Source organism: Proteus vulgaris, assembly GCF_011045815.1.
Lineage (GTDB): Bacteria > Pseudomonadota > Gammaproteobacteria > Enterobacterales > Enterobacteriaceae > Proteus > Proteus vulgaris_B.
The window spans coordinates 71,416-96,395 of the sequence record NZ_CP047345.1; the positions used below are offsets into that span (position 1 = coordinate 71,416).

Here is a 24,980-nt window from a genome sequence, read left to right on the forward strand (position 1 = left end):
CGATGGCATTGAACAATTTAAAAGGCCTGTCCGAACTTGCTAAAGCCGCCAAAGGCAAGAAAGGCAAAGAGGTTCTTACCGTACCTGTTGACGACGTTGTATCCAAGGTCCAGGTTCGTAAGCGCTTCCGTAACATTGAAGAGCTGGCGGCAACCTTGCTGACCGAAGGGCAGCAGTCTCCGATCATCGTGTTCCCGAAGAACGAAGAAGGCAAGTTCGTCATCCAAAAAGGGGAGCGGCGTTGGAGAGCGTGTAAACACGCTGGTATCGAGACCATTGACTTGGTGGTGAATGATAAGGTCCAGAACAACTTGGACGAGACTGCTGGTGAGCTGATCGAAAACATCCAGCGGGATGACTTGACTCCGGTAGAGATTGCCGAGGCGTTAAACCTGTTTATTGAAGAAGGTTGGAAGCAAAAGGATATTGCTGATCGGCTCGGTAAGAATATCACTTTCGTATCTACGCATCTGTCGTTGCTCAAGCTACCTGACTGTGTGCGTGAGTTATACGATAATGAAGTATGTTCTGATACAGAGACCTTGAATAACCTTCGTCTCTTGTTCGATCTGAATGAAGAAAGATGTCGCGCCGTCTGCGCGGTGGCTATGTCTGACGGGATTACTCGTAAACAAAGCCGTGAGCTGCTGAATGATGCCAAACGTATCAAAGACGAAATGGAAAAAGGCCCACTGACTGGCTCCCACCAGAATGATGAGCTTGGCGCTGGCAACACCGACGAGCAATCCCTCAACTCGGGTGGGGATGGTACGTCGGAACAAACCGGGAATGACGACCTGAACCTTGCCCAGGAGGAACTGGAAGGGGGTAAAAATTCCAATGGTCAGGACGATGATGACGAAGACCCTTTGCGTGATGAAGAGGGTGAGCACAAAGATCCTGTCAAGCAGCCAGATAACAGCGGCAAGGACAAAGATGAAGAAGGCGGTGATGCTCTTCCTCCTCTGCCGAAGGACAAGGAATGGAAGAACGTCCGGGCTGACAGTTTGATTTTTGCTGTCAACGTTAACCTGGATGGCGAGACCAAACGTGGAGTCATCATGACCGACCGTGTTGCTCTGGTTCCGTCTACTGTCTGGGTTAAAACGCTCGATGGCGAAGGCAAGGAAAAGCATGTTCATGTGCCTGTGTCAGACATTGAACTCCTGAGTGTCGAAGGCTAATAAAGGAGGCCCAGCCAGAGAGGTTGGGCCTGTCAAGAACAGGTGAATATGAAGATCTCACAGGACATGAAAAGAAAATTTGCTTTGGTGAATGCCCTGTCTAAAACGGAGAAGCCAAGTCTCCAAGACCTTCACAAGGCAACAAATATTCCTGAATCAACGATCAAGAGACAGTTGTCTGCCCTGCGTGATGAGTTCGGAATGAATATCTTGTTCGTCAGGGAGTCTACCGGCGAACGAGGTGCCACCGGCTACTACATGCTGACAGACTGGGGGATCTTAGACAGGTCTTCGTTCTTGAACCGGTACGGAAAACTGTAAGGTGCCATAGAGCAGCGCATTGAATGCAAAACCCGCCAATCGGCGGGTTTTTTTATGCTGCCACGGTAGCGGCGGTTGCTGGAGGTTTTTCGGCGTAGTAGGCGATGTTCTTGGTTCGTCTGCTAAGGGTGTCTATGCCGACGATACTCAGCGTTTTGGGAGTGGTATTGCGGGACTCGAAATAATGGAATAGCTGGATCATGCAGCACTTCACCATCAACGGATCGATGTCTTCCAGGTAGATTGAGGCTTCTCTCAATGCTTCGGGACCGTGGTTCTCGATCAGGTTTTCCATCCAGTGAATGGCGTTGATGCCAGAACCACAGCAGGGCTCATAAAAGTCTGCCGAAGACTGTGAGCCAACAATGAGTGACATCAAGCGGCCAATCTCTGGAGGAGTGGGGAAGTAATTGGTGCCCTTCTTGTGGAAGCCAGACATGCTTAGGACGTAACCCAAAACATCGCTGGTGGGGTCGCGCTTAATGGCGGCAGACAGGACGTGAGAGAGCTCGAAGGCGACCGGCTGAAGTTCTTCCGGGATCTCCTCCTTGGCTGGGTATAGGCCAGTCTGCAAGTATGCCCACTGGTCAATAAAGGCCTCAACAAACCGAGATGTGCCCATTCTGTATCGGGACTGCTCGATGAGAGATAAAGCCTTGGATGTAAGTTGCTGTGTTTCTGGTGACATAAGCGCTCCAGTTTGTTCTGACGAAACATTCAAGAGGTAGAAACGAAGAACCCCGCCGAAGCGAGGTTCTTTGCTTTCCTGCCTGATCGCCTTAATGCCGAAGCAAAGACGTCTTGATAAAGTCGGGGCAACCGGACATTTCCCGGTCGATGAAGTCCTGACGTTTCGCCAGCGGCCATTTCATGAACGCCGCGAGCGGGATGCGCTTATTCGTGTTAGTATTGCCTTGCAGCATAACAAAGCTCCTTAATTGCTTGATTGTGTTGTAAGGGCTGCAACGAAGGTCGAAGAGCGATGCGGCCCTTATTTATGATTATTACAGCATCATAAAATAATATCAAGGGACAATAAAACGATACCAAGAAACAAAACTTTCACATGTGAAAGTCTCCCCGCTGTCCACCTCGCACACTCCAAACGCCCAAATAACTTGTCTATCTGCCCAAAATGGGCGCGTAAGCGTCCGATAGAAAGTAATTGTTAGTGAGATATTGACTACACGGAATATGGCTATATCATAGAATCATAAAATGATACTGTAAAAGTGATATGTATGCCAAAGCAAGCAAATCATCTCCGTTTGAAGAAACCTTGCGCCAACTGTCCATTCCGGAAGGAGGGCGCTATCGAGCTGGTCCCTGGGCGATTAGAAGGCATCATCAACGACATCGTTGAAAACGACATGACGACGTTTCATTGCCACAAGACCGTGCATTCAAAGTCAGGTGGTGAATGGGATGAAGAGGGTAACTATGCACCTTCGGGACAAGAGTCGATGTGTGCCGGTGCTGCGGCTTACTTGATGAAAATAGGCAGGCCGACAGTGGCTATGCGAATTGCCTTTGCGTTTGGTGATGCAAAGGTGTCCGACTGGGACGAAGCTCAAGAGCTGGTTGTCGAGCCTTTGGTACAAGGGGACCGAAATGAGTAAGCGATATGCGGTAGTGCCGCATCCGAAACTGAAACGAGAGTACAAAGGTCGGCTGGTCAGAACTACTCGGGTACTAAAAAACGGCTGGGGGGTGATCCCTCTAGGGGCTGTGGCAACGGTCACGCATCAGTCTCCCAAGGGATCAGAACTGACCTTTGAACCATGCGACTGCTGCGGCCTGAAAGCCATTATCAGTCATGTAAGCATGGACTCCATTGAATTTATCGAACCGATTACTGAGGAAGAAGATGGACGAGAACAAGCTCAACATTGAAACGGTCGATGGGCACAACGAGCTGGTAGTCAGCTTTTTGTCCAGAATGGTAAGCCTGAGTGACGAGGAAAAGCAGACAGTATTGTCCTGCCTTCCGGGCACCGGCAAACAAACAATCACCCAGCTCTATGAGGCGCTGCGTTCTCAAGGGCACCAGGATCTTGCAGAGAAGGTCGAACCATACCTCCAGCAGGGGGTGTTTGGGCCGATCTTCGATAACGCCAAGTCCAAGGTGTTCGTTCGGGACGAAGCGCCTTTTTTCCTCATGGATGAAAATCCTTTGAACTGGGATGACGCTAAAGCATTCAATCGCCTACGTATGAGTACGACCTGTGTTCTTGGCCGTGGCGGCTGGACTATCGGTGAGCGCTTTGATGACCGCTTTGATACCGAGGTGGGCGGAACACAGCTTATCGTCACCCAGTCACTCAACGAAAAAGGTGAGATTGAAGGAGGACTTCCTACCTCGATGTCGCTGAATGACTTTGCTGAGTTCCCTAAACAGCCAAGGCCTCCTCAAATAGTCGATTACCAGGAAGACAAGCGATACACGCTTGAGGAAGCGGAAGCTATCCCTGAGCTCGCACCAGTGGTTCAGCGTCTGAAAGAGCGCATCGAAGAGTATGAGGAGAGAAGAGCCCATGATTGACATGACATGCCGCCTCTGTGCTGGTTCCGGTGTTTATGACTTTTCCCCTTCCAAAGAAACCTGCGGTATGTGCCAAGGGCATGGGAAATTTGCTGACGCCAAAGCAATGCTGGTGGCTGCCATCGAGCTGGCAAAGAAGCAACGCGAGCCGGTCATTGAAGTGGTAATGGGGTTGGTGCTCCAGGGTGTGGATGTTAGAGGGAAGGAGCCTGGAGAGCGGTTCAAGGCTGCTCAGGCCTTTAACGCCCCAGGGCACAACCTATTACGATACGGGTGGGATGCTTGGGAGCTCTATGCCCTCCATGAGGGTGTAAGTCCAGAACTTGCATCGCTTGGCCGAAGTGTGATGCGCGAGTGGCATAGCCATTCATGGGGCCGGTTCAGTGGAGAGGTAGGCTTTAACGCCGCCGAGATCATGATCAAACAGGCCAAAGACAACCCAGAAAAAGCAGAAGAGCGCTGGGCGTTCCTGCTTAGTGAAGAATGGATGGTGGAGTAATTGTCGTGACAGAACAAACCAATAAGAAATTGATGCTGGATGAGTCTCCAGATATGCCCCTGCAATTCAAGTGGAGAAAGTTTGGTGGTGCGATTTTTACTGCCACGCAAACAATGGAGCACGTCAAGGAAGGACGTAAGCTCGGGCCGACTCCAGCAGGGATGCTACCTCAAGAAGTGTGGCTGAACCGCCTGATCGCTATGGAAGAAACCCTGCCACGAGGGAAGTTTTTTGACAGATTCCGCCGCCGCGACAAAAACGAGCAGTATGACTTGGCCGCCGATCATCTCCGTCTTGTCGGACAGAAAAAGCGATAGGGGGATAGATGAAAGCCCAGGCATACCCACCATCAGTCATTCGTAAAGGCGCTGTGTTGTACGCAGCCCTTTATTACATCTCTGATGATGATAAAGCAAAGGTCGAGGTTACAGAGTGGATAGTTCGCTCTATTCAGAAACGACGCAACTCAACCAGCGATCAACGCTATGTCAATCTTGCCCAAAAGTTAGATGGGATTACGTGGGGGAAAAGGTCACGGAAGAATGGGGACTTTGGTTGGTTGCCATCTATACCGAGCTGGTGTTTGAAGCAGTTCCGGGAAGGTGGCGAATTGCCTTTTGGCGTTTATACGACGCGACTGGCCGCTCTCAAGTTTGCGAAAGTCAGCTTGCAGGAAGAGGTCCAATATTGCGAGGCCGAGCTGAAAAAGCCTCAGACAGAAGAGGATACTCAGGAACTCCAAGAGGAGCTGGCGGAGAACCAGAGACTTCTGAAAGCTGCTGGAGCAATGGTGAAGCGCGAGCAAAACAAGAAGAAAAGAGGTTGACCAATGTTACCGATCGTCTCCCCCTCCGTAGTAACCAAACAACTTGCGTTCAATCGAGTAGGCGATAAACGCAAGGTTAGGGTTTCGTCCAACTTTTTGGATGTTATGGGGTTCAAGCCAGGTATGGGCATCGCCGTTGAGCCAGGGGAGGGGATGGGCGGTTTTTCGGTGATCCCAGCGACCGATGAACTACAGACACACCAGGTTTATCAGCGCCGGTATCAACCAAAGAGTCGCTCCAACAACCCGCTGGAAACCGTTATTGAGTTTTCTGGACAAGGGCTCATAGATAAGTGCTTCCCTCGCTATACAGAGCGTTTCCACGTCGAAATGCGAAAAGGCCGAGTAGTCTTCACTCCTGTCGCAAACAGAGCCTTTGCCATTGCGGATCGGTTCAGAAAAACCAGCCCTTTCCGTGCCTTTGTGGCATTGACTGGCGGGGTAGACATTCATGTTATGGAAGCGCTTGGCTGGAAGGCTGAGATTGTTTTGGAGCATCGTCCAGTTGAAGCCAGAGACAGAGCATCCGGGCGGAACCTGAGTGAAGTACATGCGCTCAATACGCTGGTGAACAGCTCCCCGCGTATCCTGCTGAATGAAGACATTCATCACCTGGAGCTGGATCGCCTTGGAGCCTTGCTGGCGGAGTGCCCACCAATTGGTTTGGCCCATTACTCGTTGGGGTGTGATGACCACTCAAACGCCAAAAGTCCAAGGGACAAAGAGCGTTCTCTTGAGGATCTCTCCACCATGCTCGACATGGTTTACCCGGCACTAAAACAGATCGAGGTCGTGAACCCTGCCGTCGTGCTGGTGGAAAACGTCCCGAACTTCAAAGCATCCGGAGCCGGGGCGATGATGGGAACGACACTGCGGCGGATGGGGTACTTCCTCACTGAGATGGTCTTGAACGGTCTGGATTTCGGCGCTTACCAGGGGCGAGAACGCTATTACATGGTGGCGTCGGTCTTCCCTGGGTTCGTTCCACCGAAACCTGAGCAGAGAGCTGGTGGACGATTGTGGCCGGTGATCGAGAAGCACCTCGGGGATTGTGCTGACGTCACAGTGTTGAAGTCAATTCAGGCCAGAGAGTCAACTTCTCGCAGGATGCCTGCGTTCTTGACGAGAGAAAGCACCAGTTGCCCGACCATCCTCAAGTCTCAGGATCGTGGGGTAAAGGATGCAGTGTACATCCAAGACGGTGGCCGCATTTACAAGCCATCGGTCGATCTGGTTCAGGAGTTGATGTCGATACCTGATAGCTTTGATGTTTCGTGGATGGCAAAAGAACAAGCGACAGAAACGCTTGGGCAGAGTGTGGATTACAGATTGCATTCAGCGGTCATGGCCGCAGTTCGGGATCACCTGAATGTGAATTGCGGTCGCCATACCGTGGTGCAGCACGGTATCAGAAGTAAGGAAGGTAGATAATGGCAGTCATTTACTACGGCGAGGGAACCCATGACGCCGGTTTCGTCGGGTTCCGTGTCGCACGAACAGTTGGGGTGGCGGATGATTACCGGCAGGAATACTTCTCCTTGAGAGAGTATTCCTACGCAACAGCTCACCGGCTGGCCTACAGCTTGGACCGAAAGTGGGAAGCTGAGGCAGAAGAGGTGAAGCGTCAGAATAAGACTTGTAAGCGGCGACGCAACTCCGGGCCAAACATCATTGCTGAGGGGCTGAGGGCTTATATCAGCATTGAGAACCGGAGCCGGATGGGGGTGAAGAGAACCTACTTCGCGCCTTGTTTTCTCGTCACAAAGCCAGGCTACGGCAATGGGGATATTGCTTTCAGGATTTCCACTCATGGCTACGCAGAAGCCTACGAAAAGGCGGTGGAAAAATATTGTGAGATCCATGATTTGACGGATGAGCAGTATGTTGAGTTGCTTGACCGTATGCCGAGTACAGAGGTGTTCACTGGATACCTGCTGAATGCTCTTTTAATGCGCGGCCATCGCGCTACAAAAGCTGAAATACTGAGTAAGCTGGGGGCTGAGAAGAATGAAGAGGACATTGCCAATGGCAAAGGGAAAAGCGGCCAGAACAGAGTGCGTTGCCCAGAGTATCGGTGGGCGCAATAACAGCGCCACCAGCTTTTGGGACCGTATTTTAACAGTTGAGGAGACGGCCACACTCATTGGCGTCAGGATCTCTGAGCTCAAAGACGCGGTGCGCTATCAGAAACTCCTGAAAGGGAAGGCAGCTCCAGAAGTACATTCGGTATCAGGAACTGGGAAACTGTTTTTTGATGGGCGATCCATTAAATCGTTCATAGAGGACTAACCGGTGGATCTGGATCAAAAGCAAGAACCGTGGATCAGCGTCAACGACAAGATGCCGGTCGTCGGTGTGCCTGTTCATTGCCAGCTTAAAGGATGTTGGTCGGGCAAAATTGTTGAGTACGACTTGATCCATGTTCAGGAAGATGATTGTTCGTGGCGAACGGCGGACGACAACTCGGAAGTCAGCTATGACTTCGATGTCATCACCTGGAGACCTATTTAGGTTTGGGAGTCTTGCATTATCCGGCGGTTATTGCCGTGAAAATACGGATGTTCAAACCATGTTTTATAGCAACACCTCCTTGGGGGCGGAATTATGTTTTTTGATAACAAAGTAGAATCTCACTCGCTCGTAATGGGAGCCAGCGGGAAGGGTAAATCGGTCTTGTCCGAACAAGTGCGGAAAAATGCGAGGCTGCGCGGTGATCTGCTGGTGGATACTGAAATGTACCGTGAAGGTCGAGGGTTGAAACCATACGAGCATGAGTACGCTCGTCGCTTAGTTCTGGGGCTAAGTGGACCGTTGCCGCGTGAACTGCGTGGGAAGCCGGTGACGGTTATCTCTGATGTGTCCAGGCCAAAAAAGGTAAAGCGTCAGCCAAAGCAATTTGTTAAGACCGTGAATGGCGTAACCCTTGAACGCCAATTGGTGGCCGATGCAAGAGATCAGTTGGAAATGCAAACAGGCGTCTGGCTCAAACAACCACAGCTCATCGAGCTGATGGAAGAGTCGGGCATAGACGAAACTCTGGCCGATTTTGGTGAGGCTGAAACACAGATCCGAGAAATGCTGGCGGATGCGTTGGCGATGAAACTGGTAGGACGCTCATGGCCCAAGTGTGGAGCCCTCTATAACGCGGCAGAAAAGTCCGACGTTAACTTCTCCTCCGAGCTTGATGCTGCGGCCAAAAAAGCTGGATACATGGTTCGCTAAATGGGATTTGGTGTGGACAAGATAGATCGGCAAAGTTGGCTCGTTAAATTCAGGCGAGCGAAGTGTCAGGACACTTTAGACACGATGAGGGATGCGGCCATTCGCAACTATGAAGGGAATATTCGTGTTATCGCGGATATTGTATTGGCCCATGAGGCGAGAGAGACAGAAATTGAAAAAGGGATGTTTTGTCGAATAGTTAGATAGTCTGATGGGCTATCAGGTGGTGATTATGAAAAAGAGAATACTTCATCTGCCCGTAAAAAAGATTTACTTCGATCAGATCAAATCTGGAGAAAAACCAGATGAATATCGCCTCGTTACAGACTACTGGATAAAAAGACTAGAGGGGCGCGAGTATGATGAAGTCCATGTTAAGTGTGGCTACCCAAAGGCTGGAGATATGTCCAGGATAGAGATTCGCCCTTGGCGTGGCTTCTCAAGGAGTGTTATAACGCACCCGCACTTTGGAGATTGTCCGGTTGAAGTATTCGCTATCCATGTGAATTGAATGGTGTATGACAACTGTGCTTGGTAGGAAAATCAGGTATCAAAAGAAATTGGGTTATTAAAAATTAGGGGCCATCGGCCCCTTAATTGTTTTAGTCTGTGAACATTGAACAATCGAGGTGGGATAGTGCTTGTTCGTAGCTGTCTTTGTTGTTCGTCTTACGTAGTTCCACCAGCTCAACAATCACTGGACTTAAAGCCAGAGATTGAGGCTCCCAGACGCGCTTGCATTTGACCGCCATGTTGGCATTTACGTCTGTAACAACGTAGAGAAACTCAGGCGCTTCTTTCAATGTCCCCAGGCCCTTTGCCATATCCACAGCCTCAGAGTTCTTATAGCTTCGAGTAAAGCTCAGCTCGTCTTGGGGAATGTAGCTGGCAGTCGCCGCAGCCAAACCTGACACCATGCCTTTACCTGCGCTTTTTGCAATGGCCGAGCTGGTAGCTAAAGTTGGCATTACGGCCTGCCCCATTTGGCTGGCGGATGCCGCCGCCAAGCCTGAGGCGATGTTCTTCCCTGCATCTTCGGCAGTGGCTGAGCTGGTGGTGAGCATCGCAGTTAAAATGATTGTTCCAAACATACTTAATTCCTCTATCAATCCATAAAGTCCGACTTTTTGAAGGGCATAGTGCCTTTGCAATCGGGATAGGCGGTGCAGCCCCAGAACTTAGAAGCTCGCTTCTTGCCGGGCGCTTTTCCTTTCCTGAGACGCATCGGGCTACCGCAATCTGGGCAGTCTGGACAATCCTCAGCCGCGATACGCTTCTCGGGTTTCCCTCGGTTGTCTGGGAACGTCTTCTTGCAAGCCTCGTTCTGGCAGCCCCAGAAAAATCCGTTCTTCCCTTTGATCCGGTGCATCTCTCCACCGCAGTTGAAGCATTCGTGTGAAGGCGGCTTAGCGCCCTCGAAGGCTTTAGCCATCGCGCCACCTTCTTTGGTCAGAACCGGTGCGGGCACTTTGAGCTGCTCAACCATTTGGCAGATCCAGGTGGAAATCTGCTTCATGAAGACAGACATATTCCCGGAGCCGGAGGCGACTTTCTCAAGCTCCTGCTCCCAAGCCGCAGTCATGCCGGGTGATTTGATGGCTGGTGGAAGCACTGCGATAAGCGCATGAGCCTTATCAGTTGCAAGCAGTACCTTTTTCTGACGTTTGAAGTAGCCTTTATCAACAGCGCCCTGGATGATGCTTGCGCGTGTTGCTGGAGTGCCTAAACCGGCTGTGTCTTTGAGAATTTGCTTGAACTTCTCCTCAGTCACGAACCGGGCAATGTTCTCCATCGCGGCAAGCAATGTGGCTTCGGTGAAGTGCGGTGCTGGCCGCGTCATTTTGTTTGCCAGCTCGGCACCATTAAGCAAAGCGGGTTCGCCCTGGCTAACCCTGGGGAGCTTCTCTTGTTCAACCGGCGCGTCGGTGTCTTCCCCCTCGTCCTTGGGACTGCTTTCACTATCAGAAGCAAACAAAACCTTCCAGCCTTGTTTGGCAGGTGTCTTACCAGAGGCCGCAAAGAGGTGACGCCCACACTGCACCTCGATGGAGGTTTTGGTGAACTCGAACTCGCTGTAGAACTGCGCGATGTAGAAACGACGGATGGCGTCGTAAAGATTGAACTCGATCTCAGACATGGCACTGATGTCTGTTCTGGCCGGTGTTGGAATGATCGCGTGGTGCGCGGTCACTTTGGCGTCATTGAATACCCTGGCCTTGCGATGAGGATCTGCGCCAGCCACCAGCCCAGAGACGTTCTGATCGGACAAAATGAGCGCCTGGAGAATGTCCGGAATGTCTTCCTTTTGGCTCTCGGGTAGATAACGACTATCAGTACGAGGGTAGGTGGTCGCTTTGTGCGTCTCGTACAGAGCTTGAGCTGCATCCAGTACCTGCTGAGCGGTGTATCCCCATCGTTTGCTTGCGTATTGTTGCAGCGACGTTAGATCGAAGGGGAGGGGGGCTGACTCTTTACCTGGTTTGGTTTCTGCTTTGCTGATAACAGCATTGGCACCATTGACCTGGGAGGCTACCTGCTCGGCATAGGCCTTATTGACGCACCGGCCTTGCTCGTCACTGCACTCTTCTGGTGGTATCCATTGGGCGGCAAACTGTCCATTCTGTACGGACACGTTCACACCCAGAGTCCAGTATGGTGAGGGGGTGAAACCGGCGATCTCTCGGTCCCGTTGACAAACAAGAGCGACGGTTGGGGTGATAACCCTGCCAACGTGAAGAGTGTGGTTGAAGCCGACATCTCGGGCCAGCACTGTGTAGAGGCGGCTCACGTTCATGCCTACCAACCAGTCAGCGCGTTGCCGTGCCAATGCGGCGTAGTAGAGTGAGACCGTATCCTTGCCATCCTTTACGTTGTTCAGCGCTTTCTTGATGCTTGACTCATCGAGAGCCGTCAAACAAACCCGGCGAATAGGGCCAGAGTAGCGGAATCGATCCAGAAGCGAACGGGCGATAGCCTCACCTTCTCGGTCGTAGTCCGTTGAGATGTAGATGGTGCTCGCCTTTTTGACCAGTCCCTCAACAATTTTGTACTGTTTGAACGCACTCTTGCGAACGTTGTACCGCCATGACTCTGGTGCAATAGGGAGGGTCTCCAGTGACCATGACTTGTAGCGTTCGTCATAATCGTCTGGCATATACAATTCCAGCAGGTGGCCGAACGCCCACGTAATAACGCGGTTTCCTCCATCATGGAGAAATCCATCACCTCGTTGGGAGGCCTTCATTACGCCAGCCAAATCTTTGGCCTGAGAAGGCTTCTCGCAGATATAAAGGTCCATTAAGCAGCTCCTCTCATCTTTGATTCCAGATTCGCCAGCTCAGCCCAGCTTTGGGCCAGACCTTTGACTTCGGGGTAGTCTCTGGAGAGGTTTTCGAGGACTCCAGAAATGACATAGGCCGCTTCGCGGGAATTACCCCTCGAACCGGCCTCCTGGAGCATGATTGATAAAGCGTCGAAGAGCTCAGCCTTACGGCTTGGCTCTGTCTGGTTTCTTATTTCAGAGCTTTGCATGGGTTCACCACTGAATAGGGACGCACGGACTCGCGCACAATGCGGCGATCTGCGTCAGTTACAGCCTGGCTGGTGCAAAAGTGCGTCCAGGCATTCAGATAATCTTGATAGGTGTGGGTAGGTGGTATGCAGCCGGTTACAACATCCTTGGGGATGTTTGTAGTCCCCTCGGCTTCCACAAAGCGCCAATCGTGCTCGTCCATACCTTTGCCGCCATCGCAATAGCGTTCCCAGCGTGACAACTCGTACAGCGAGTAGCCTTTGCCTTTATTCATGGACTTGAAGGTATTGATGGCTTCGTTCACATCCCCGTGCTGCTTGATCCCTGCTGGAGTTTTATCTGAACCAGCGGAGTCATCTTTGACCTTGTTCATCGTTGCGCTGACATTACCGTCGCCCAGCACATGGATATAACCAGGTTGACGTAATGCAGCACCACCGCGCCCCATGTTGTCCCATGCCATCGACAGTTCCCGGCTAACTCGGGCAGGTTTGTCATTTTCGGCAGGGGCAGTCTGGGGCTGAGGCTTTTGCTCGGGGGCGTTAGAGGCACACCCGGCCAGAATTGCCACTCCCAGAATTGCTATCAGTTGTCTCATCGTGTCGTTCCTCATCAAAAATTGTCGATGAGCCCATTCTAAAAGGGGGGGGATGGAAAGCTGGTTTCTCAAACTGCCCAAATTGGACAGATAGGCGTGTGTGCGATCTAAAGGTGTTTTGAGAGCATGTAGCGACGAGAAATACGATAGGAATATGGTCAACCTACATGCTGAAAGCCCTTAACAAGTTATTTGGTGGGCGAAGTGGAGTGATCGAGACCGCGCCGAGCGCCAGAGTGTTGCCGCTTAAAGACGTGGAAGATGAAGAAATCCCTCGATACCCACCTTTTGCCAAGGGCCTGCCAGTGGCCCCACTAGACAAGATACTGGCAACCCAAGCTGAACTGATTGAGAAAGTGCGGAACTCTCTCGGTTTCACTGTGGACGACTTCAACCGGCTTGTTTTGCCGGTGATCCAGCGGTATGCCGCGTTTGTTCACCTGTTGCCAGCTTCCGAATCACACCACCACCGTGGCGCTGGTGGTCTGTTCCGACATGGGCTTGAAGTGGCCTTCTGGGCAGCTCAGGCATCTGAGTCAGTTATCTTTTCCATCGAGGGGACGCCTCGGGAACGCCGTGACAATGAGCCGCGTTGGAGACTGGCGAGCTGTTTCTCTGGGCTGCTGCATGATGTGGGTAAACCGCTCTCGGATGTGTCCATTACGGACAAAGACGGGTCAATCACATGGAACCCGTATTCGGAGTCACTTCATGACTGGGCACACCGTCACGAAATCGACCGTTACTTTATCCGGTGGCGCGACAAGCGACACAAAAGACATGAGCAATTCTCGCTGCTGGCGGTGGATCGAATTATTCCGGCTGAGACTCGGGAGTTTCTGTCCAAGTCTGGCCCGTCCATCATGGAAGCGATGCTGGAAGCTATCTCAGGAACCAGCGTCAATCAGCCTGTGACCAAGCTGATGCTTCGCGCTGACCAAGAGAGCGTCTCACGGGACCTTCGCCAGAGTCGTCTCGATGTGGACGAGTTCTCCTATGGTGTGCCCGTCGAGCGTTACGTGTTCGATGCCATCCGCCGCCTGGTTAAAACCGGAAAATGGAAGGTCAATGAGCCAGGCGCGAAAGTCTGGCACCTCAACCAAGGTGTATTCATTGCCTGGAAACAGCTTGGGGACCTTTATGACTTGATCAGCCACGACAAGATCCCCGGTATCCCACGAGACCCTGACACACTGGCCGACATTCTCATCGAACGTGGTTTTGCTGTACCAAACACGGTGCAGGAGAAGGGTGAACGTGCGTACTACCGCTACTGGGAAGTTTTGCCTGAGATGCTCCAGGAGGCGGCGGGTTCGGTGAAGATCTTGATGCTCCGACTCGAATCAAACGACCTGGTGTTTACGACTGAGCCTCCTGCGGCTGTTGCTGCGGAAGTTGTTGGTGATGTTGAGGACGCTGAGATTGAGTTCGTTGATCCTGAGGAAGCCGATGACGGTGACGACCAAGAGGAAGGTGAAGCAGCTCTGAACGATGACATGTTGGCCGCAGAGCAGGAAGCAGAGAAAGCTCTAGCTGGCCTTGGCTTTGGTGATGCGATGGAGATGCTGAAAAGCACCTCCGATGCTGTCGAGGAGAAGCCAGAGCAAAAAGATGCGGGACCAACGGAATCATCTAAGCCTGACGCTGGCAAGAAGGGTAAGCCGCAGAGCAAACCGGGCAAAGCAAAACCGAAGAGTGATACGGAGAAACAACCCCATAAACCAGAGGCAAAAGAGGATCTGTCCCCTCAGGACATTGCCAAAAACGCACCACCTTTGGCAAACGACAATCCGTTACAAGCACTCAAGGATGTTGGGGGTGGACTGGGGGACATCGACTTCCCGTTTGACGCATTCAACGCATCGGCAGAGACAACCAGCACTGACGCAACAAACTCAGAAATCCCAGATGTGGCAATGCCCGGAAAGCAAGAGGAGCAGCCAAAACAGGACTTCGTTCCACAAGAACAAAACTCCCTGCAGGGCGATGACTTTCCAATGTTCGGTGGTTCTGATGAACCGCCATCATGGGCGATTGAGCCGCTCCCTATGCTGACTGACGCACCAGAACAACCAACGCACACGCCAGAAATGCCGCATACGGACAACGTTAATCAGCATGAGAAGGACGCAAAGACCTTGCTCGTTGAGATGTTGTCTGGATACGGGGAAGCATCGGCGTTGCTTGAACAAGCGATCATGCCTGTTTTGGAAGGTAAAACGACGCTGGGCGAAGTCCTATGCCTGATGAAGGGGCAAGCCGTCATTTTGTACCCGGATGGCGCTCGGTCGCTGGGTGCGCCGTCAGAGGTTCTCTCGAAGCTGTCCCACGCCAACGCGATTGTTCCGGACCCGATTATGCCAGGTCGCAAAGTTCGTGATTTCAGCGGAGTGAAGGCAATTGTACTGGCGGAGCAGCTTTCAGATGCAGTCGTGGCGGCCATTAAGGATGCCGAGGCGTCAATGGGTGGATACCAGGATGCCTTTGAGCTCGTCTCTCCCCCTGGCTTGGATGCAAGCAAAAATAAGTCTGCACCGAAACAACAAAGCCGAAAAAAGGCGCAGCAGCAGAAGCCTGAGGTTAATGCCGGTAAAGCCTCGCCTGAACAAAAGGCGAAAGGTAAGGACTCCCAGCCACAGCCGAAGGAGAAGAAGGTCGATGTTACTTCTCCGGTTGAAGAGCAACAGCGCAAGCCGGTCCAAGAAAAACAGAACGTGGCTCGCCTTCCTAAGCGGGAGGCTCAACCGGTGGCTCCTGAGCCCAAAGTTGAGCGTGAGAAGGAATTGGGACACGTCGAGGTGCGAGAAAGGGAAGATCCAGAGGTTAGGGAGTTTGAGCCGCCTAAGGCGAAAACAAACCCGAAAGACATCAACGCGGAAGATTTCTTGCCGTCTGGTGTTACGCCTCAGAAAGCACTCCAGATGCTCAAGGACATGATCCAAAAACGCTCGGGCCGATGGCTCGTGACACCTGTCCTGGAAGAGGATGGCTGCTTAGTAACCAGTGACAAAGCCTTCGACATGATTGCCGGTGAAAACATCGGCATCAGCAAACACATCCTCTGCGGGATGCTGAGCCGGGCACAGAGACGCCCTTTGCTCAAGAAACGTCAGGGAAAATTGTATTTAGAGGTAAATGAAACATGACAATGAGTTATGACCCGCTCGCCTACGAGATGCCGTGGCGGCCCAACTATGAAAAAAATGCTGTAGCAGGCTGGCTTGCCGCCTCCGGCGCGGCTTTGGCCGTAGAGCAAGTCAGCACGATGCCGCCGGAGCCATTCTATTGGATGACGGGGATCTGTGGCGTGATGGCGATGGCTCGTTTGCCCAAGGCTATCAAACTTCACCTGCTCCAAAAGCATTTGAAGGGGCGTGATCTGGAGTTTATTTCCATTGCGGAGCTCCAAAAGTACATCAAGGACACGCCGGACGATATGTGGCTTGGTAGTGGGTTCCTGTGGGAAAACCGCCATGCCCAGCGCGTGTTTGAGATCCTGAAACGCGACTGGACTTCCATCGTAGGGAGAGAGTCCACGGTCAAAAAGGTTGTCCGGAAGATACAGGGTAAGAAAAAGGAGCTGCCAATCGGCCAGCCCTGGATTCACGGGGTAGAGCCCAAAGAAGAGAAGCTGATGCAGCCACTCAAGCACACTGAGGGGCATTCGCTGATCGTTGGGACCACCGGCTCGGGCAAGACCCGTATGTTCGACATCCTGATTTCACAGGCCATTCTGCGTGGGGAAGCCGTGATCATCATAGACCCGAAAGGGGATAAGGAGATGCGGGACAATGCCCGACGTGCCTGTGAAGCTATGGGGCAGCCGGAAAGATTCGTCTCATTTCATCCAGCATTCCCGGAAGAGTCGGTGCGTATCGACCCTCTGCGTAACTTCACCCGCGTGACTGAAATCGCAAGTCGTTTGGCAGCGTTGATCCCGTCCGAAGCAGGGGCCGACCCGTTCAAATCATTTGGATGGCAGGCACTGAACAACATCGCTCAGGGCTTGGTCATCACTCATGATCGTCCCAACCTGACAAAGCTCCGCCGATTCCTTGAAGGTGGCGCTGCTGGCTTGGTCATCAAGGCCGTTCAGGCTTACTCAGAGCGAGTTATGCCCGACTGGGAGGCAGAAGCAGCGGCTTACTTGGAAAAAGCCAAAAACGGTTCGCGTGAGAAGATCGCTTTCGCGTTGATGAAGTTCTACTACGACATCATCCAACCTGAGCACCCGAACTCTGACCTGGAAGGCTTGCTGTCGATGTTCCAGCACGACCAAACCCACTTCTCCAAGATGGTGGCGAACCTCCTGCCGATCATGAATATGCTGACGTCCGGGGAGCTAGGCCCTCTGCTGTCTCCAGACTCATCTGATCTGAGCGACGAACGCCAGATCACCGATTCCGCAAAAATCATCAACAACGCTCAAGTTGCTTATCTGGGGCTCGACTCCCTGACCGACAACATGGTTGGTAGTGCTATGGGGTCCATCTTCCTGTCAGACCTGACAGCGGTTGCCGGTGACAGATACAACTACGGCGTCAACAACAGACCCGTAAATATCTTTGTTGATGAGGCTGCCGAGGTGATCAACGACCCGTTCATCCAGCTCCTGAACAAAGGTCGCGGTGCGAAACTTCGTCTTTTCGTTGCAACTCAGACTTTTGCTGACTTCGCAGCTCGACTGGGTAGCAAAGACAAAGCGCTCCAGGTGTTGGGGAACATCAACAACACGTTTGCTCTGCGTATCGTCGATGGTGAAACCCAGGAGTATATCGCGGATAACCTGCCGAAGACCCGGCTCAAGTACGTCATGCGGACTCAAGGCCAGAACTCGGATGGCAAGGAGCCCATTATGCACGGAGGCAACCAAGGCGAGCGTTTGATGGAGGAGGAAGCTGATCTGTTCCCAGCCCAGTTATTGGGAATGCTTCCGAACCTGGAATACATAGCCAAAATTTCAGGCGGAACAATCGTAAAAGGCCGTCTGCCCATATTGACCCAGTAAGAGCAGAGCTATGTGTGACAAGAAGTATAGAGATTACGAGGTAGCCATCATGGTCGATGTGAACCCTTTCGACAGGGTTATGAATGAATTGAAAAGTCGTGGCCGCAAGAACGCTCACATCCTGAGCATCCTCCAATTCGACTGGCCTGCATCGGAGGCCATCATCGAGAAGCTGAGCTGCTACATCACAGACGGGATTAAGGCTAATCAGGAGCCTGTGATTTACCCGATCATTGAAGAAGCTCTGCATCGCTACAGCCAGCTCGTGTTTCATGAGCAGAGAGAGAAATATGAAGACCCGGCCAGAATTGGGGCATTTCTGGAAACCCTGATCACCGAAACCTGCCGGGCGTTGGAAGTGCAAATTGTCGATAGTGGCGGTGATTCATGGTCTGTCGATTCAGGAGAGTCGTTCTCACTGTGGCTTTCTTCCCATCCAGGAGAACTATCCATTAACCCGCAGCCCCATGAGGATGAGACCTCTTTGCGTGGCTTGCTGTATGAGCTCATCACCTGTGAGAGCGTGAAAACTGTTTTAAGGAGAACCGACTATGAAGAAGCCGTGGTTGCTGGTCGCATGGCTGCTGGTTATTGAGTTGCTGGCAATATTGCTGCTGATCCCTGGCGACTGGACAGACAGAGCCATCAAAAGGGAATCCGTGCTGGTGGAACAGAGTCTTGGTGTCGAAGCAAGAGACTGGATACAGAACAAAGCATCTACCTGGTTCAGGTCGAGCGTTATTGATTCAGGCTTCTATGAGGGGATGTACCAAACGCTGATCCCATCAGAAGAGGAGCGCCAGAAGTCCAAGGGGATGCAGGATATGGGCAAGGGCTGGTTTGTGTGGGTCAAAGGCCGCATGGAAGCCTTTGTCAACGTCATTTACCAGTTCTACACACGGTTGGCGCTGTTAGCCGCGTGGGCTCCCTATATGCTGATCCTGTTCGTACCTGCGGTATATGACGGGATGATGACATGGCGAATTAAGCGGACCAACTTCGATTATGCGAGTCCGGTTCTCCATCGTTATAGCGTTCGCGGAACGATGTACCTGATGGCCGGATTGTTCATCGCGTTCTTCATCCCCATAGCGCTCGATCCGGTTGTCATCCCGATGACAATGATGACGTGCTGTGTCCTGGTTGGCCTGACGTTCGGCAACCTCCAGAAACGGGTATAGGGAGGGAGGATGAGCTACTCCGTTATAAATCAAGATGGGGTGCATCTGTGCGACATCCCATTGAACGTCTACCAGGTGATACGTCGCCAATCCTTGTCTGCGTTGTGGCTTTACTGGGCGCAGAGCTTGAATTTGGTGAAGGTGCTCATTGCTTGCGTCGGAAAGATGATCTTTGTGATGCCGGTAATGTGGTTCTGGGTGCTGGTGGTGTGCCGCTTGGTTGAACCAGAACGTATCTCAGACGTGCCAGGACTTATCTCTCCGGACGTGATCGGGTGGGCCGCTGGTGCGGCCATCACCCTCATTATCTATTCCGTTTTTACACGCCCAGCTTTGTACGGATACCACAACTTTTTCAAGCAGCATATTTGCTCAAGAGTAAAGCAAGTAACGCCGGAACTCAGAACAGTCACTGGGCCACTGTTCTTTTACCGAAACGAAATTGGAACGATATAGAGAGGAACCATGAAAGTAACCAATAAACTCAAACTGCTGGCACTGGGGCTGTGTATGGCCGGTACTGCCATCGCGGCTCCTGATGTGCTCAATGACGACGCAAAGCTCAAGAACCTTGAGAAGGTGTGTCCCGACTGTAAGATGGTGGCAAAAGATGTACTCAATCTGCGGGTTGAAAACTGCCAGCTCAAAGACACTTCCAGTGCAATGATGATTGGCACCATGCAAAATGACCCTATGTTTTCGTTTATGCTGGCAGTACACACAGCGGCAGGCTCGGAGGCATACAAAACGGTAGTTGGTGCCGCTGGCAACCATGTTGACTGTGAAAACCCGTTGAACTGGATCAAGCTGACCCAGCAAGCGATTAAAGGAGGCAAAGTCTAATGCGTAAGAGAGATTTCTTTTTTGGAGAGGTGTATGAGGGGGGTGCAGGAGCCACTCTACGACTGAGTGATATGGAACCATTGGCAAGAAAAGTGTCGGCAGAGTTCTTCACTGCACAACTGAACCGTATGCTGAAAGAGCATGACGGTCAGTTGACGCTCAGCGATGGAACGTCGTACCCCAGCTTTTGGAGCTTCATCGACAAGGTTGTTCCAGAGCAGGTTGGTTTCGTGGAGATCTACGCTCGGCAGGATGTTAACGATAATGTTGAAGCGACACTGGCGTGTGACATCGTTTTGGTAAATGGTGTGATCACCGTTAAACCTCACTGGTGTGCTTACAAAGACATCAGGGCTGACGAAGTGATTTCCACCTTACTGGTGCCTTTGCATTTGAAGGCTCTCCAGGGTAAGGCTTACATTCGCTGGGATGATGGTGAAACCGAACCTCTGTTACAAAACGACGACTATCAGGCTGAACTTGAAAATGTGTTTAGTGTTTCCAAGTACCCATCAGCCATGAGCTGGGGCGATACAGCAGACCAGAAGGTTAAGCAGTACAAGATGGACCTTGAGTGCGCCACAGATGTTGGTTGTCGAGGTGTCTCATCAGAGCAAGCATGGGATGCTTATCGAGAACTCCGTTACAATAGAACAGTGTGAAACAAGCGGCCATTGGCCGCTTTGAACTTTCACATGTGAAAGTTTTTCGCCTCCCGCTCTTATCATCTCCTCGAATAAACCTCCATAAAGTGCCCAAAATGGGCCGTAACAGCACTGTTCCTAGATTGATCAATTAAGAGACGATTACTCCGTGATGACGACAAGTTATTTGGAGGGTCTATGTCCGCACAAGCTCACGTCAGAGAAAGCGAAAGCTCATCTGGTTCATTCATCTCCTGGCAGTTCCTTGTCTGGCAGGTGATGTTCGTTATAGGTGTTGTTGCAGGGATGAACCTGGAACACGCATTCAATTTTCTAGGTTAATGGGAGGAAGTGTGAACCTTAATAAACAATTTTTCTGGTTTTTGATGAACGCGGTGCTGATGTGCATCTTCATCGTTCCAGTGGCCGTCGCGTTTTGGCTGTCTGCTTTTGCGGCAGGTTTTGACTGGAGTCAGTGGGTTAAGTTGGCTGCTGATACGGCCAACAGAGCTGCAAGTGACCCGGCCAAGGCTCTGGGCACGGTTCAGACCTACTGGGGCATTCTCAGCTTCTTCCTGCTGGCGGCGTACAGTCTGATGTTCAAGTTTAAAGCCAATGCTAACAAGGAAGTGAAAACTCTGGGGGTGGCCCGACCAGCCAATGAAGTTAGCGTTGCGGCTTCGGAAAAACATTCGGAAGCGGTTCCTCAAAATCAATAACCGATCCAGTAAACGCAAAAAAGGCGGCTTAGGCCGCCTTTTTTTATTTGTCGCTGGAAGTGCCCGAAAAGGGCGCGAAGCCGTGGCAGAAAATCAGTGACCCTGAATGAGAATACAGGCCACTAGGAAAAGAAGAGGGTTGCTATGAAGCCTGTAAAGATACCGCGCCGGGTCGATGAGCCCCCGCATCTGCTGTTGTGGAGCGCAGATGAGTTGGCCCCGATGCTTTTGGGGCTAACGATAGGGGTCATCATCGGTAAGGCCCTGATCTGCTTTCTGGGGGGGTTACTTGTAACCAACCTTTATCGCCGATTCAGGGATAACCATCCGGATGGATACCTGCTCCACATGATCTACTGGGCCGGGTTCATCATGACCAAGGCCAAATCTCTCAAGAATCCGTTTGTCCGGAGGTATTTGCCTTGAACCTGAAAAAGTATCTCAAGACCTGGGAAGGGACCCAAACAGAAAATAAGTGGGGACGAATCTTCCAGGGTGGTCTTATTGCTATCGTTTTCCTGCTGGTGGTCCAAGTATTCAGCAAGGAAACCATCGTCACTATCCAGCCTTTCACGCTCACGGAAGAAGCCTGGGTGACGAAAAATAACGCCTCTCAGTCCTATAAAGAGGCTTGGGGTTTCGCTTTTGCTCAGCTCCTTGGCAATGTGACGCCAGGAACCGTTGACTTTGTGAAAGAACGGATCACCCCGCTTCTCTCCCCGAGCATCTATCAGGACGTGATTGATGCCATCGAAATTCAAGCTCAACAGATCAAGAACGACCGCGTAACCATGCGGTTTGAGCCGCGTTTTGTTGAGTACGAGCCCAAGAGCGACAAGGTGTTTGTCTACGGATATTCCTACGTCAAAGGGGCTTCTTCTAACGAAGAGCGTAGCGAACGCTCCTACGAGTTCGCCATCAAGATTTCAAACTACGCGCCCGTGCTGGACTACATCGACACCTATGTAGGAAAGCCACGCACCAAAACTGTTTTGGAGCAACTCCAGCGCAAAGAAGAAAACCGGAGAAAGCATGAAGAACAACGCTAAACTTTCGCTCCTGGCGCTGTCCTTGGCGCTTGGAACTTCAATGGCCTATGCCTCGGATGACATTCCTGTTGTCCCGGCCAGTGTTATGAAAAAGGATGTTCCTGCCCCTGTGACGTCAGGACAAAGCTCCCATGAGGTTGTGGGCAGCATGAATGAAAACCCCTTACTGACGATGAAGCCGGGGGTTAACCAGATCATCCCGATAGCCGTTGGTCATCCGAACCGAATCGTCACGCCTTTCAGCAATCCTGAGATCGTTTCAACATCTCTGACCGGGGCGACGGATAACGGCCAGTGTGGTGAGGTCTGCATCAAAGAGAATGTGGTCTATGTCGCCACGGATAAGCAGTATCCGGTGACTATGTTCATTACTGAAAAAGGCTCGGAAGCCCAAGCTCTCAGCCTGACGATGGTTCCCCGTCGTATTCCGCCCAGAGAAGTCTTTCTCAAGCTCGATGGTGGTGTAGGTATCACTGGTGCTTTTGCCAATACCAAGGCTGAGACCTGGGAACAGAGCCAGCCTTATGTCGAAACCATCCGGTCAGTATTCCGAAAGATTGCTCTTGGTGAAGTCCCTCAAGGTTACACGTTGAACCGCATCCCTGCTGGTGCTGCGGTGCCGAGCTGCGCTCATCCTGGGGTAAAGGTGGATTTTAGCAAGGGGCAATACATGATGGGCCACCACCTTAACGTGTTCATCGGTGTCGCCCTGAACGTCTCTGATCAGCCTATTGAGTTCAAAGAGGCGTTGTGTGGGAGCTGGGATGTGGCTGCGGTGACTACGTGGCCGCTTAACGTGCTTGAGCCCGGCCAGAAGACGGAGATCTATGTGGCGAAGAAGCAGAAGCGTGGTCTCGCACCAACGTCTAAGCGTCCATCGCTGCTGGGAGGTGCCCAATGATTAAGCGATTTTGGACACAGTTAGACCCCAACAAGAAGCGTTGGGTGTCTATCGCTGGCGGCGTCTTCGTTCTTTTTGCGGTCGTGACAATGTTCTCTGGTGAACCCAAGAAAGAAGAGAAGCGCGGTCGCCAAGAAACCATCAAGCACGTTCTCACAGACAAAAACACCCGTGAGATCGGGATAGATTCGTTGTCTGCCGATGTGAAGATGGTGTCTCGTGAAAACTCCGACCTGAAAAAGGAGCTGGAACGAGTCAAGAAAGAGCTGGAGGAAACCAAAACCACTGCCGGGAAATCCAGTGATGTTGGCCGTGAGATGACCCGCCTTCGTCAAGATTTGGACCGCCTGACCCAGAAGAACATGGAATTGGCTAAGAAAGTCGAAACCGGCGCTGCTGGTGGAAAAACATCCTCTTCATCAGAGGATGCCAGAGCCGATGTTAATGGTGCATCTGGTGGTGATGGTCAGTTCATGGAGAAAAAGCTCGACTACAAAGATCCAGCATCCTTTTTTCGGGACGCACCGCTTCCTGACTCGAAGGGTGGGGCTCCTGCAACTGGCAAGGGAGACGGTCGTGATGCAACTAAACCAGGCATCCAAATAGTGAGCTACTCGCAGAAAGCGCCAGAAGTTGAAGAGAAGGACAACAAGGATGATGAGTCTATCTACCTACCTTCTGGCTCCATCCTGACAGGGGTGCTCATCAACGGTATGGACGCACCAACATCTCAAGGTGCTCGTCGAGATCCGTTCCCTTCGACCCTCAGGATTCAGAAAGAGGCTATTTTGCCTAACCGCTTCCGTGCGGATGTTCGTGAGTGCTTCCTGATTGTTTCAGGCTATGGAGATCTCAGTTCAGAGCGAGCGTACCTGCGTGGCGAGACCTTCTCGTGCGTTCGGGATGATGGGGGGGTCATAGAAGCGAAGCTGGATTCCTATGCAGTGGGTGAAGACGGTAAGGCCGGTGTCCGTGGTCGCGTCGTATCGAAGCAGGGGCAAATCATCGCCAAGAGCTTGATGGCAGGCTTCCTTGGTGGCGTTTCCGAAGCCTTTGACGTCAATCCTGTGCCGGTCGTCAGCACTAACCCTGGCTCAAATACCCAGTACCAGTCTGTGTTCTCCGACCAGATGTTGCAGGGAGCAGCAGTGAAGGGGGCCAGTAAGGCGCTAGATCGCATCGCTCAGTTCTATATCGACATGGCCGAAGGCATCTTCCCCGTTATCGAGGTCGATGCTGGCCGTCAGGTAGACATCATCGTGACCAAAGGAACCAAGCTACAAATTCGTTCCACCGGGGGAACCAAGAAATGAAAAATTTGAACATTTTGACCAGAAAGGGCAGTTCCAGAGGCGAGGCTCAAAAGGAACAGGCAGTAAGATCCGCAAAGATGTTGGGGGTGGGTGCAGCGCTACTTATTTTGTCGGGCTGTTCGACGTTCAACATCGGCAAGGATGAGTATAGCTGTCCGGGAATGCCGAATGGTGTTCAGTGTATGTCAGCGCGAGACGTTTACGCCGCAACCAATGACGGAAATGTCCCGCGCCCAATGAAACCAGAGGAAGTCGAGGCCAAAGCGGAAGCGGATGGCGAAGGTTCCTCAAACGTTTCAGCGAACTCATCTAGCTCCGGAGACCCGGTGATTGACAACTATGTCGCACCGCGTCTTCCGGATCGCCCGATTCCAATTCGTACACCAGCACAGGTTATGCGGATTTGGGTAGCTCCCTGGGAGGACACCAATGGTGATCTCATCGTGACAGGGTATGTCTATACCGAAATCGAACCGCGCAGGTGGGTGATTGGGGATGGCACACCGCAAAGTGAGCCAGTTTTGAGACCGCTGCAAACGGTACAACACGAACCGAAGTCTGAAACAACCAAATAGGAGATGTTCTTGATGAACGCAAA

Annotated in this window: 33 protein-coding genes; 27 read left to right on the top strand and 6 right to left on the bottom strand. The window is 51.9% G+C overall.

Annotated features, from left to right (window positions below):
* Positions 1-2: 2 nt before the first annotated feature.
* Positions 3-1,184, top strand: a complete 1,182-nt coding sequence (locus tag GTH24_RS20615) for a ParB/RepB/Spo0J family partition protein (RefSeq protein ID WP_001207227.1) — start codon at positions 3-5, stop codon at positions 1,182-1,184.
* 48 nt (positions 1,185-1,232) lie between these two features.
* Entirely contained in the window at positions 1,233-1,505 is a 273-nt protein-coding gene (locus tag GTH24_RS20620; RefSeq protein ID WP_000703827.1) for a helix-turn-helix domain-containing protein, read from the top strand.
* Positions 1,506-1,557: 52 nt separating this feature from the next.
* Here GTH24_RS20620 and GTH24_RS20625 read toward each other — a convergent pair whose 3' ends face one another.
* Together GTH24_RS20625 and GTH24_RS20630 are read right to left on the bottom strand one after the other, a co-directional pair.
* Positions 1,558-2,193: an N-6 DNA methylase gene (locus tag GTH24_RS20625; RefSeq protein WP_000074431.1), complete on the bottom strand. Its 636-nt coding sequence runs from the start codon at positions 2,191-2,193 to the stop codon at positions 1,558-1,560.
* A 91-nt stretch (positions 2,194-2,284) separates the two neighbouring features.
* Positions 2,285-2,428, bottom strand: a complete 144-nt coding sequence (locus GTH24_RS20630) for a hypothetical protein (protein ID WP_000939033.1) — start codon at positions 2,426-2,428, stop codon at positions 2,285-2,287.
* Between the two features lie 318 nt (positions 2,429-2,746).
* Between GTH24_RS20630 and GTH24_RS20635 the strand changes: the two genes are divergently transcribed.
* The 11 genes from GTH24_RS20635 (at position 2,747) to GTH24_RS20690 (ending at position 9,105) form a co-directional block, all read left to right on the top strand.
* Positions 2,747-3,124, top strand: coding sequence for a hypothetical protein (locus GTH24_RS20635; RefSeq protein WP_001125905.1), 378 nt, complete (start codon positions 2,747-2,749; stop codon positions 3,122-3,124).
* A complete protein-coding gene (locus GTH24_RS22035; RefSeq protein ID WP_000044824.1) occupies positions 3,117-3,398 on the top strand; it encodes a hypothetical protein in 282 nt (93 codons plus the stop codon). The genes GTH24_RS20635 and GTH24_RS22035 overlap by 8 nt, the downstream gene beginning before the upstream one ends.
* Positions 3,373-4,047, top strand: coding sequence for a thymidylate kinase (locus GTH24_RS20650; RefSeq protein WP_000344151.1), 675 nt, complete (start codon positions 3,373-3,375; stop codon positions 4,045-4,047). The genes GTH24_RS22035 and GTH24_RS20650 overlap by 26 nt, the downstream gene beginning before the upstream one ends.
* On the top strand, positions 4,040-4,546 hold the full coding sequence (locus GTH24_RS20655; RefSeq protein ID WP_000566600.1) for a hypothetical protein: 507 nt from the start codon (positions 4,040-4,042) through the stop codon (positions 4,544-4,546). The genes GTH24_RS20650 and GTH24_RS20655 overlap by 8 nt, the downstream gene beginning before the upstream one ends.
* A gap of 5 nt (positions 4,547-4,551) precedes the next feature.
* Positions 4,552-4,863 (top strand): hypothetical protein, encoded by a 312-nt coding sequence (locus GTH24_RS20660; RefSeq protein WP_002210541.1) that lies wholly within the window; start codon positions 4,552-4,554, stop codon positions 4,861-4,863.
* A gap of 8 nt (positions 4,864-4,871) precedes the next feature.
* Complete coding sequence (locus GTH24_RS20665; RefSeq protein WP_000647189.1) at positions 4,872-5,372, top strand: hypothetical protein; 501 nt, start codon at positions 4,872-4,874, stop codon at positions 5,370-5,372.
* Between the two features lie 3 nt (positions 5,373-5,375).
* The gene (locus GTH24_RS20670; protein WP_000936896.1) at positions 5,376-6,803 is read left to right on the top strand and encodes a DNA cytosine methyltransferase; all 1,428 of its coding nucleotides are present in this window, start codon (positions 5,376-5,378) and stop codon (positions 6,801-6,803) included.
* A complete protein-coding gene (locus tag GTH24_RS20675) occupies positions 6,803-7,459 on the top strand; it encodes a hypothetical protein (protein ID WP_000268551.1) in 657 nt (218 codons plus the stop codon). The genes GTH24_RS20670 and GTH24_RS20675 overlap by 1 nt, the downstream gene beginning before the upstream one ends.
* Before the next feature lie 205 nt (positions 7,460-7,664).
* Positions 7,665-7,883, top strand: coding sequence for a hypothetical protein (locus GTH24_RS20680; RefSeq protein ID WP_000362482.1), 219 nt, complete (start codon positions 7,665-7,667; stop codon positions 7,881-7,883).
* A 93-nt stretch (positions 7,884-7,976) separates the two neighbouring features.
* Positions 7,977-8,594: a hypothetical protein gene (locus tag GTH24_RS20685; protein ID WP_000464631.1), complete on the top strand. Its 618-nt coding sequence runs from the start codon at positions 7,977-7,979 to the stop codon at positions 8,592-8,594.
* Between the two features lie 232 nt (positions 8,595-8,826).
* Positions 8,827-9,105: a hypothetical protein gene (locus GTH24_RS20690; RefSeq protein WP_014386427.1), complete on the top strand. Its 279-nt coding sequence runs from the start codon at positions 8,827-8,829 to the stop codon at positions 9,103-9,105.
* Between the two features lie 91 nt (positions 9,106-9,196).
* Here GTH24_RS20690 and GTH24_RS20695 read toward each other — a convergent pair whose 3' ends face one another.
* Genes GTH24_RS20695 through GTH24_RS20710 form a run of 4 tightly spaced genes read right to left on the bottom strand, consistent with a single transcriptional unit; the run spans position 9,197 to position 12,724 of the window.
* Positions 9,197-9,685, bottom strand: coding sequence for a hypothetical protein (locus tag GTH24_RS20695; protein ID WP_000468105.1), 489 nt, complete (start codon positions 9,683-9,685; stop codon positions 9,197-9,199).
* Between the two features lie 14 nt (positions 9,686-9,699).
* A complete protein-coding gene (locus tag GTH24_RS20700; RefSeq protein ID WP_000366822.1) occupies positions 9,700-11,892 on the bottom strand; it encodes a DNA topoisomerase III in 2,193 nt (730 codons plus the stop codon).
* A complete protein-coding gene (locus tag GTH24_RS20705; RefSeq protein ID WP_001191892.1) occupies positions 11,892-12,125 on the bottom strand; it encodes a hypothetical protein in 234 nt (77 codons plus the stop codon). Before GTH24_RS20705 ends, GTH24_RS20700 begins: the two co-directional genes overlap by 1 nt.
* Positions 12,107-12,724 carry a hypothetical protein gene (locus GTH24_RS20710; RefSeq protein ID WP_001249396.1) on the bottom strand — a complete coding sequence of 206 codons (618 nt, stop codon included), beginning with the start codon at positions 12,722-12,724 and terminating at the stop codon, positions 12,107-12,109. Before GTH24_RS20710 ends, GTH24_RS20705 begins: the two co-directional genes overlap by 19 nt.
* 167 nt (positions 12,725-12,891) lie before the next feature.
* Between GTH24_RS20710 and mobH the strand changes: the two genes are divergently transcribed.
* From mobH to traV, 14 genes are all read left to right on the top strand, one after another.
* Positions 12,892-15,870 (top strand): MobH family relaxase, encoded by a 2,979-nt coding sequence (gene mobH / locus GTH24_RS20715; protein ID WP_001337757.1) that lies wholly within the window; start codon positions 12,892-12,894, stop codon positions 15,868-15,870.
* Positions 15,867-17,732: a conjugative transfer system coupling protein TraD gene (gene traD, locus GTH24_RS20720; RefSeq protein WP_000178856.1), complete on the top strand. Its 1,866-nt coding sequence runs from the start codon at positions 15,867-15,869 to the stop codon at positions 17,730-17,732. The genes mobH and traD overlap by 4 nt, the downstream gene beginning before the upstream one ends.
* A gap of 49 nt (positions 17,733-17,781) precedes the next feature.
* A complete protein-coding gene (locus GTH24_RS20725) occupies positions 17,782-18,327 on the top strand; it encodes a hypothetical protein (protein ID WP_000228720.1) in 546 nt (181 codons plus the stop codon).
* Positions 18,284-18,913 carry a DUF4400 domain-containing protein gene (locus GTH24_RS20730; RefSeq protein WP_000743450.1) on the top strand — a complete coding sequence of 210 codons (630 nt, stop codon included), beginning with the start codon at positions 18,284-18,286 and terminating at the stop codon, positions 18,911-18,913. The genes GTH24_RS20725 and GTH24_RS20730 overlap by 44 nt, the downstream gene beginning before the upstream one ends.
* 47 nt (positions 18,914-18,960) lie before the next feature.
* Complete coding sequence (locus GTH24_RS22040; RefSeq protein WP_169342285.1) at positions 18,961-19,137, top strand: hypothetical protein; 177 nt, start codon at positions 18,961-18,963, stop codon at positions 19,135-19,137.
* 241 nt (positions 19,138-19,378) lie between these two features.
* Positions 19,379-19,756, top strand: coding sequence for a hypothetical protein (locus GTH24_RS20740; RefSeq protein WP_000869261.1), 378 nt, complete (start codon positions 19,379-19,381; stop codon positions 19,754-19,756).
* On the top strand, positions 19,756-20,418 hold the full coding sequence (locus GTH24_RS20745) for a hypothetical protein (RefSeq protein WP_001231463.1): 663 nt from the start codon (positions 19,756-19,758) through the stop codon (positions 20,416-20,418). Before GTH24_RS20740 ends, GTH24_RS20745 begins: the two co-directional genes overlap by 1 nt.
* 180 nt (positions 20,419-20,598) lie before the next feature.
* Positions 20,599-20,742 carry a hypothetical protein gene (locus GTH24_RS20750; protein ID WP_001275801.1) on the top strand — a complete coding sequence of 48 codons (144 nt, stop codon included), beginning with the start codon at positions 20,599-20,601 and terminating at the stop codon, positions 20,740-20,742.
* 11 nt (positions 20,743-20,753) lie between these two features.
* Positions 20,754-21,119 (top strand): hypothetical protein, encoded by a 366-nt coding sequence (locus GTH24_RS20755; protein ID WP_001052531.1) that lies wholly within the window; start codon positions 20,754-20,756, stop codon positions 21,117-21,119.
* Between the two features lie 144 nt (positions 21,120-21,263).
* Positions 21,264-21,545 (top strand): type IV conjugative transfer system protein TraL, encoded by a 282-nt coding sequence (gene traL / locus GTH24_RS20760; RefSeq protein WP_000805625.1) that lies wholly within the window; start codon positions 21,264-21,266, stop codon positions 21,543-21,545.
* The gene (locus GTH24_RS20765) at positions 21,542-22,168 is read left to right on the top strand and encodes a TraE/TraK family type IV conjugative transfer system protein (protein ID WP_001049716.1); all 627 of its coding nucleotides are present in this window, start codon (positions 21,542-21,544) and stop codon (positions 22,166-22,168) included. Before traL ends, GTH24_RS20765 begins: the two co-directional genes overlap by 4 nt.
* Complete coding sequence (locus GTH24_RS20770; protein WP_000794249.1) at positions 22,152-23,069, top strand: TraK domain-containing protein; 918 nt, start codon at positions 22,152-22,154, stop codon at positions 23,067-23,069. The genes GTH24_RS20765 and GTH24_RS20770 overlap by 17 nt, the downstream gene beginning before the upstream one ends.
* On the top strand, positions 23,069-24,382 hold the full coding sequence (locus GTH24_RS20775; protein WP_024131605.1) for a TraB/VirB10 family protein: 1,314 nt from the start codon (positions 23,069-23,071) through the stop codon (positions 24,380-24,382). The genes GTH24_RS20770 and GTH24_RS20775 overlap by 1 nt, the downstream gene beginning before the upstream one ends.
* Positions 24,379-24,957 carry a type IV conjugative transfer system lipoprotein TraV gene (gene traV, locus GTH24_RS20780; protein WP_000793435.1) on the top strand — a complete coding sequence of 193 codons (579 nt, stop codon included), beginning with the start codon at positions 24,379-24,381 and terminating at the stop codon, positions 24,955-24,957. The genes GTH24_RS20775 and traV overlap by 4 nt, the downstream gene beginning before the upstream one ends.
* Positions 24,958-24,980 lie beyond the last annotated feature (23 nt).

Coding starts and splice junctions, on each gene's coding strand:
- GTH24_RS20615 (WP_001207227.1), top strand. CDS start 3: ATGGCATTGAACAATTTAAAAGGCCTGTCCGAACTTGCTAAAGCCGCC.
- GTH24_RS20620 (WP_000703827.1), top strand. CDS start 1,233: ATGAAGATCTCACAGGACATGAAAAGAAAATTTGCTTTGGTGAATGCC.
- GTH24_RS20625 (WP_000074431.1), bottom strand. CDS start 2,193: ATGTCACCAGAAACACAGCAACTTACATCCAAGGCTTTATCTCTCATC.
- GTH24_RS20630 (WP_000939033.1), bottom strand. CDS start 2,428: ATGCTGCAAGGCAATACTAACACGAATAAGCGCATCCCGCTCGCGGCG.
- GTH24_RS20635 (WP_001125905.1), top strand. CDS start 2,747: ATGCCAAAGCAAGCAAATCATCTCCGTTTGAAGAAACCTTGCGCCAAC.
- GTH24_RS22035 (WP_000044824.1), top strand. CDS start 3,117: ATGAGTAAGCGATATGCGGTAGTGCCGCATCCGAAACTGAAACGAGAG.
- GTH24_RS20650 (WP_000344151.1), top strand. CDS start 3,373: ATGGACGAGAACAAGCTCAACATTGAAACGGTCGATGGGCACAACGAG.
- GTH24_RS20655 (WP_000566600.1), top strand. CDS start 4,040: ATGATTGACATGACATGCCGCCTCTGTGCTGGTTCCGGTGTTTATGAC.
- GTH24_RS20665 (WP_000647189.1), top strand. CDS start 4,872: ATGAAAGCCCAGGCATACCCACCATCAGTCATTCGTAAAGGCGCTGTG.
- GTH24_RS20670 (WP_000936896.1), top strand. CDS start 5,376: ATGTTACCGATCGTCTCCCCCTCCGTAGTAACCAAACAACTTGCGTTC.
- GTH24_RS20675 (WP_000268551.1), top strand. CDS start 6,803: ATGGCAGTCATTTACTACGGCGAGGGAACCCATGACGCCGGTTTCGTC.
- GTH24_RS20685 (WP_000464631.1), top strand. CDS start 7,977: ATGTTTTTTGATAACAAAGTAGAATCTCACTCGCTCGTAATGGGAGCC.
- GTH24_RS20690 (WP_014386427.1), top strand. CDS start 8,827: ATGAAAAAGAGAATACTTCATCTGCCCGTAAAAAAGATTTACTTCGAT.
- GTH24_RS20695 (WP_000468105.1), bottom strand. CDS start 9,685: ATGTTTGGAACAATCATTTTAACTGCGATGCTCACCACCAGCTCAGCC.
- GTH24_RS20700 (WP_000366822.1), bottom strand. CDS start 11,892: ATGGACCTTTATATCTGCGAGAAGCCTTCTCAGGCCAAAGATTTGGCT.
- GTH24_RS20705 (WP_001191892.1), bottom strand. CDS start 12,125: ATGCAAAGCTCTGAAATAAGAAACCAGACAGAGCCAAGCCGTAAGGCT.
- GTH24_RS20710 (WP_001249396.1), bottom strand. CDS start 12,724: ATGAGACAACTGATAGCAATTCTGGGAGTGGCAATTCTGGCCGGGTGT.
- mobH (WP_001337757.1), top strand. CDS start 12,892: ATGCTGAAAGCCCTTAACAAGTTATTTGGTGGGCGAAGTGGAGTGATC.
- traD (WP_000178856.1), top strand. CDS start 15,867: ATGACAATGAGTTATGACCCGCTCGCCTACGAGATGCCGTGGCGGCCC.
- GTH24_RS20725 (WP_000228720.1), top strand. CDS start 17,782: ATGGTCGATGTGAACCCTTTCGACAGGGTTATGAATGAATTGAAAAGT.
- GTH24_RS20730 (WP_000743450.1), top strand. CDS start 18,284: ATGAAGAAGCCGTGGTTGCTGGTCGCATGGCTGCTGGTTATTGAGTTG.
- GTH24_RS20740 (WP_000869261.1), top strand. CDS start 19,379: ATGAAAGTAACCAATAAACTCAAACTGCTGGCACTGGGGCTGTGTATG.
- GTH24_RS20745 (WP_001231463.1), top strand. CDS start 19,756: ATGCGTAAGAGAGATTTCTTTTTTGGAGAGGTGTATGAGGGGGGTGCA.
- GTH24_RS20750 (WP_001275801.1), top strand. CDS start 20,599: ATGTCCGCACAAGCTCACGTCAGAGAAAGCGAAAGCTCATCTGGTTCA.
- traL (WP_000805625.1), top strand. CDS start 21,264: ATGAAGCCTGTAAAGATACCGCGCCGGGTCGATGAGCCCCCGCATCTG.
- GTH24_RS20770 (WP_000794249.1), top strand. CDS start 22,152: ATGAAGAACAACGCTAAACTTTCGCTCCTGGCGCTGTCCTTGGCGCTT.
- traV (WP_000793435.1), top strand. CDS start 24,379: ATGAAAAATTTGAACATTTTGACCAGAAAGGGCAGTTCCAGAGGCGAG.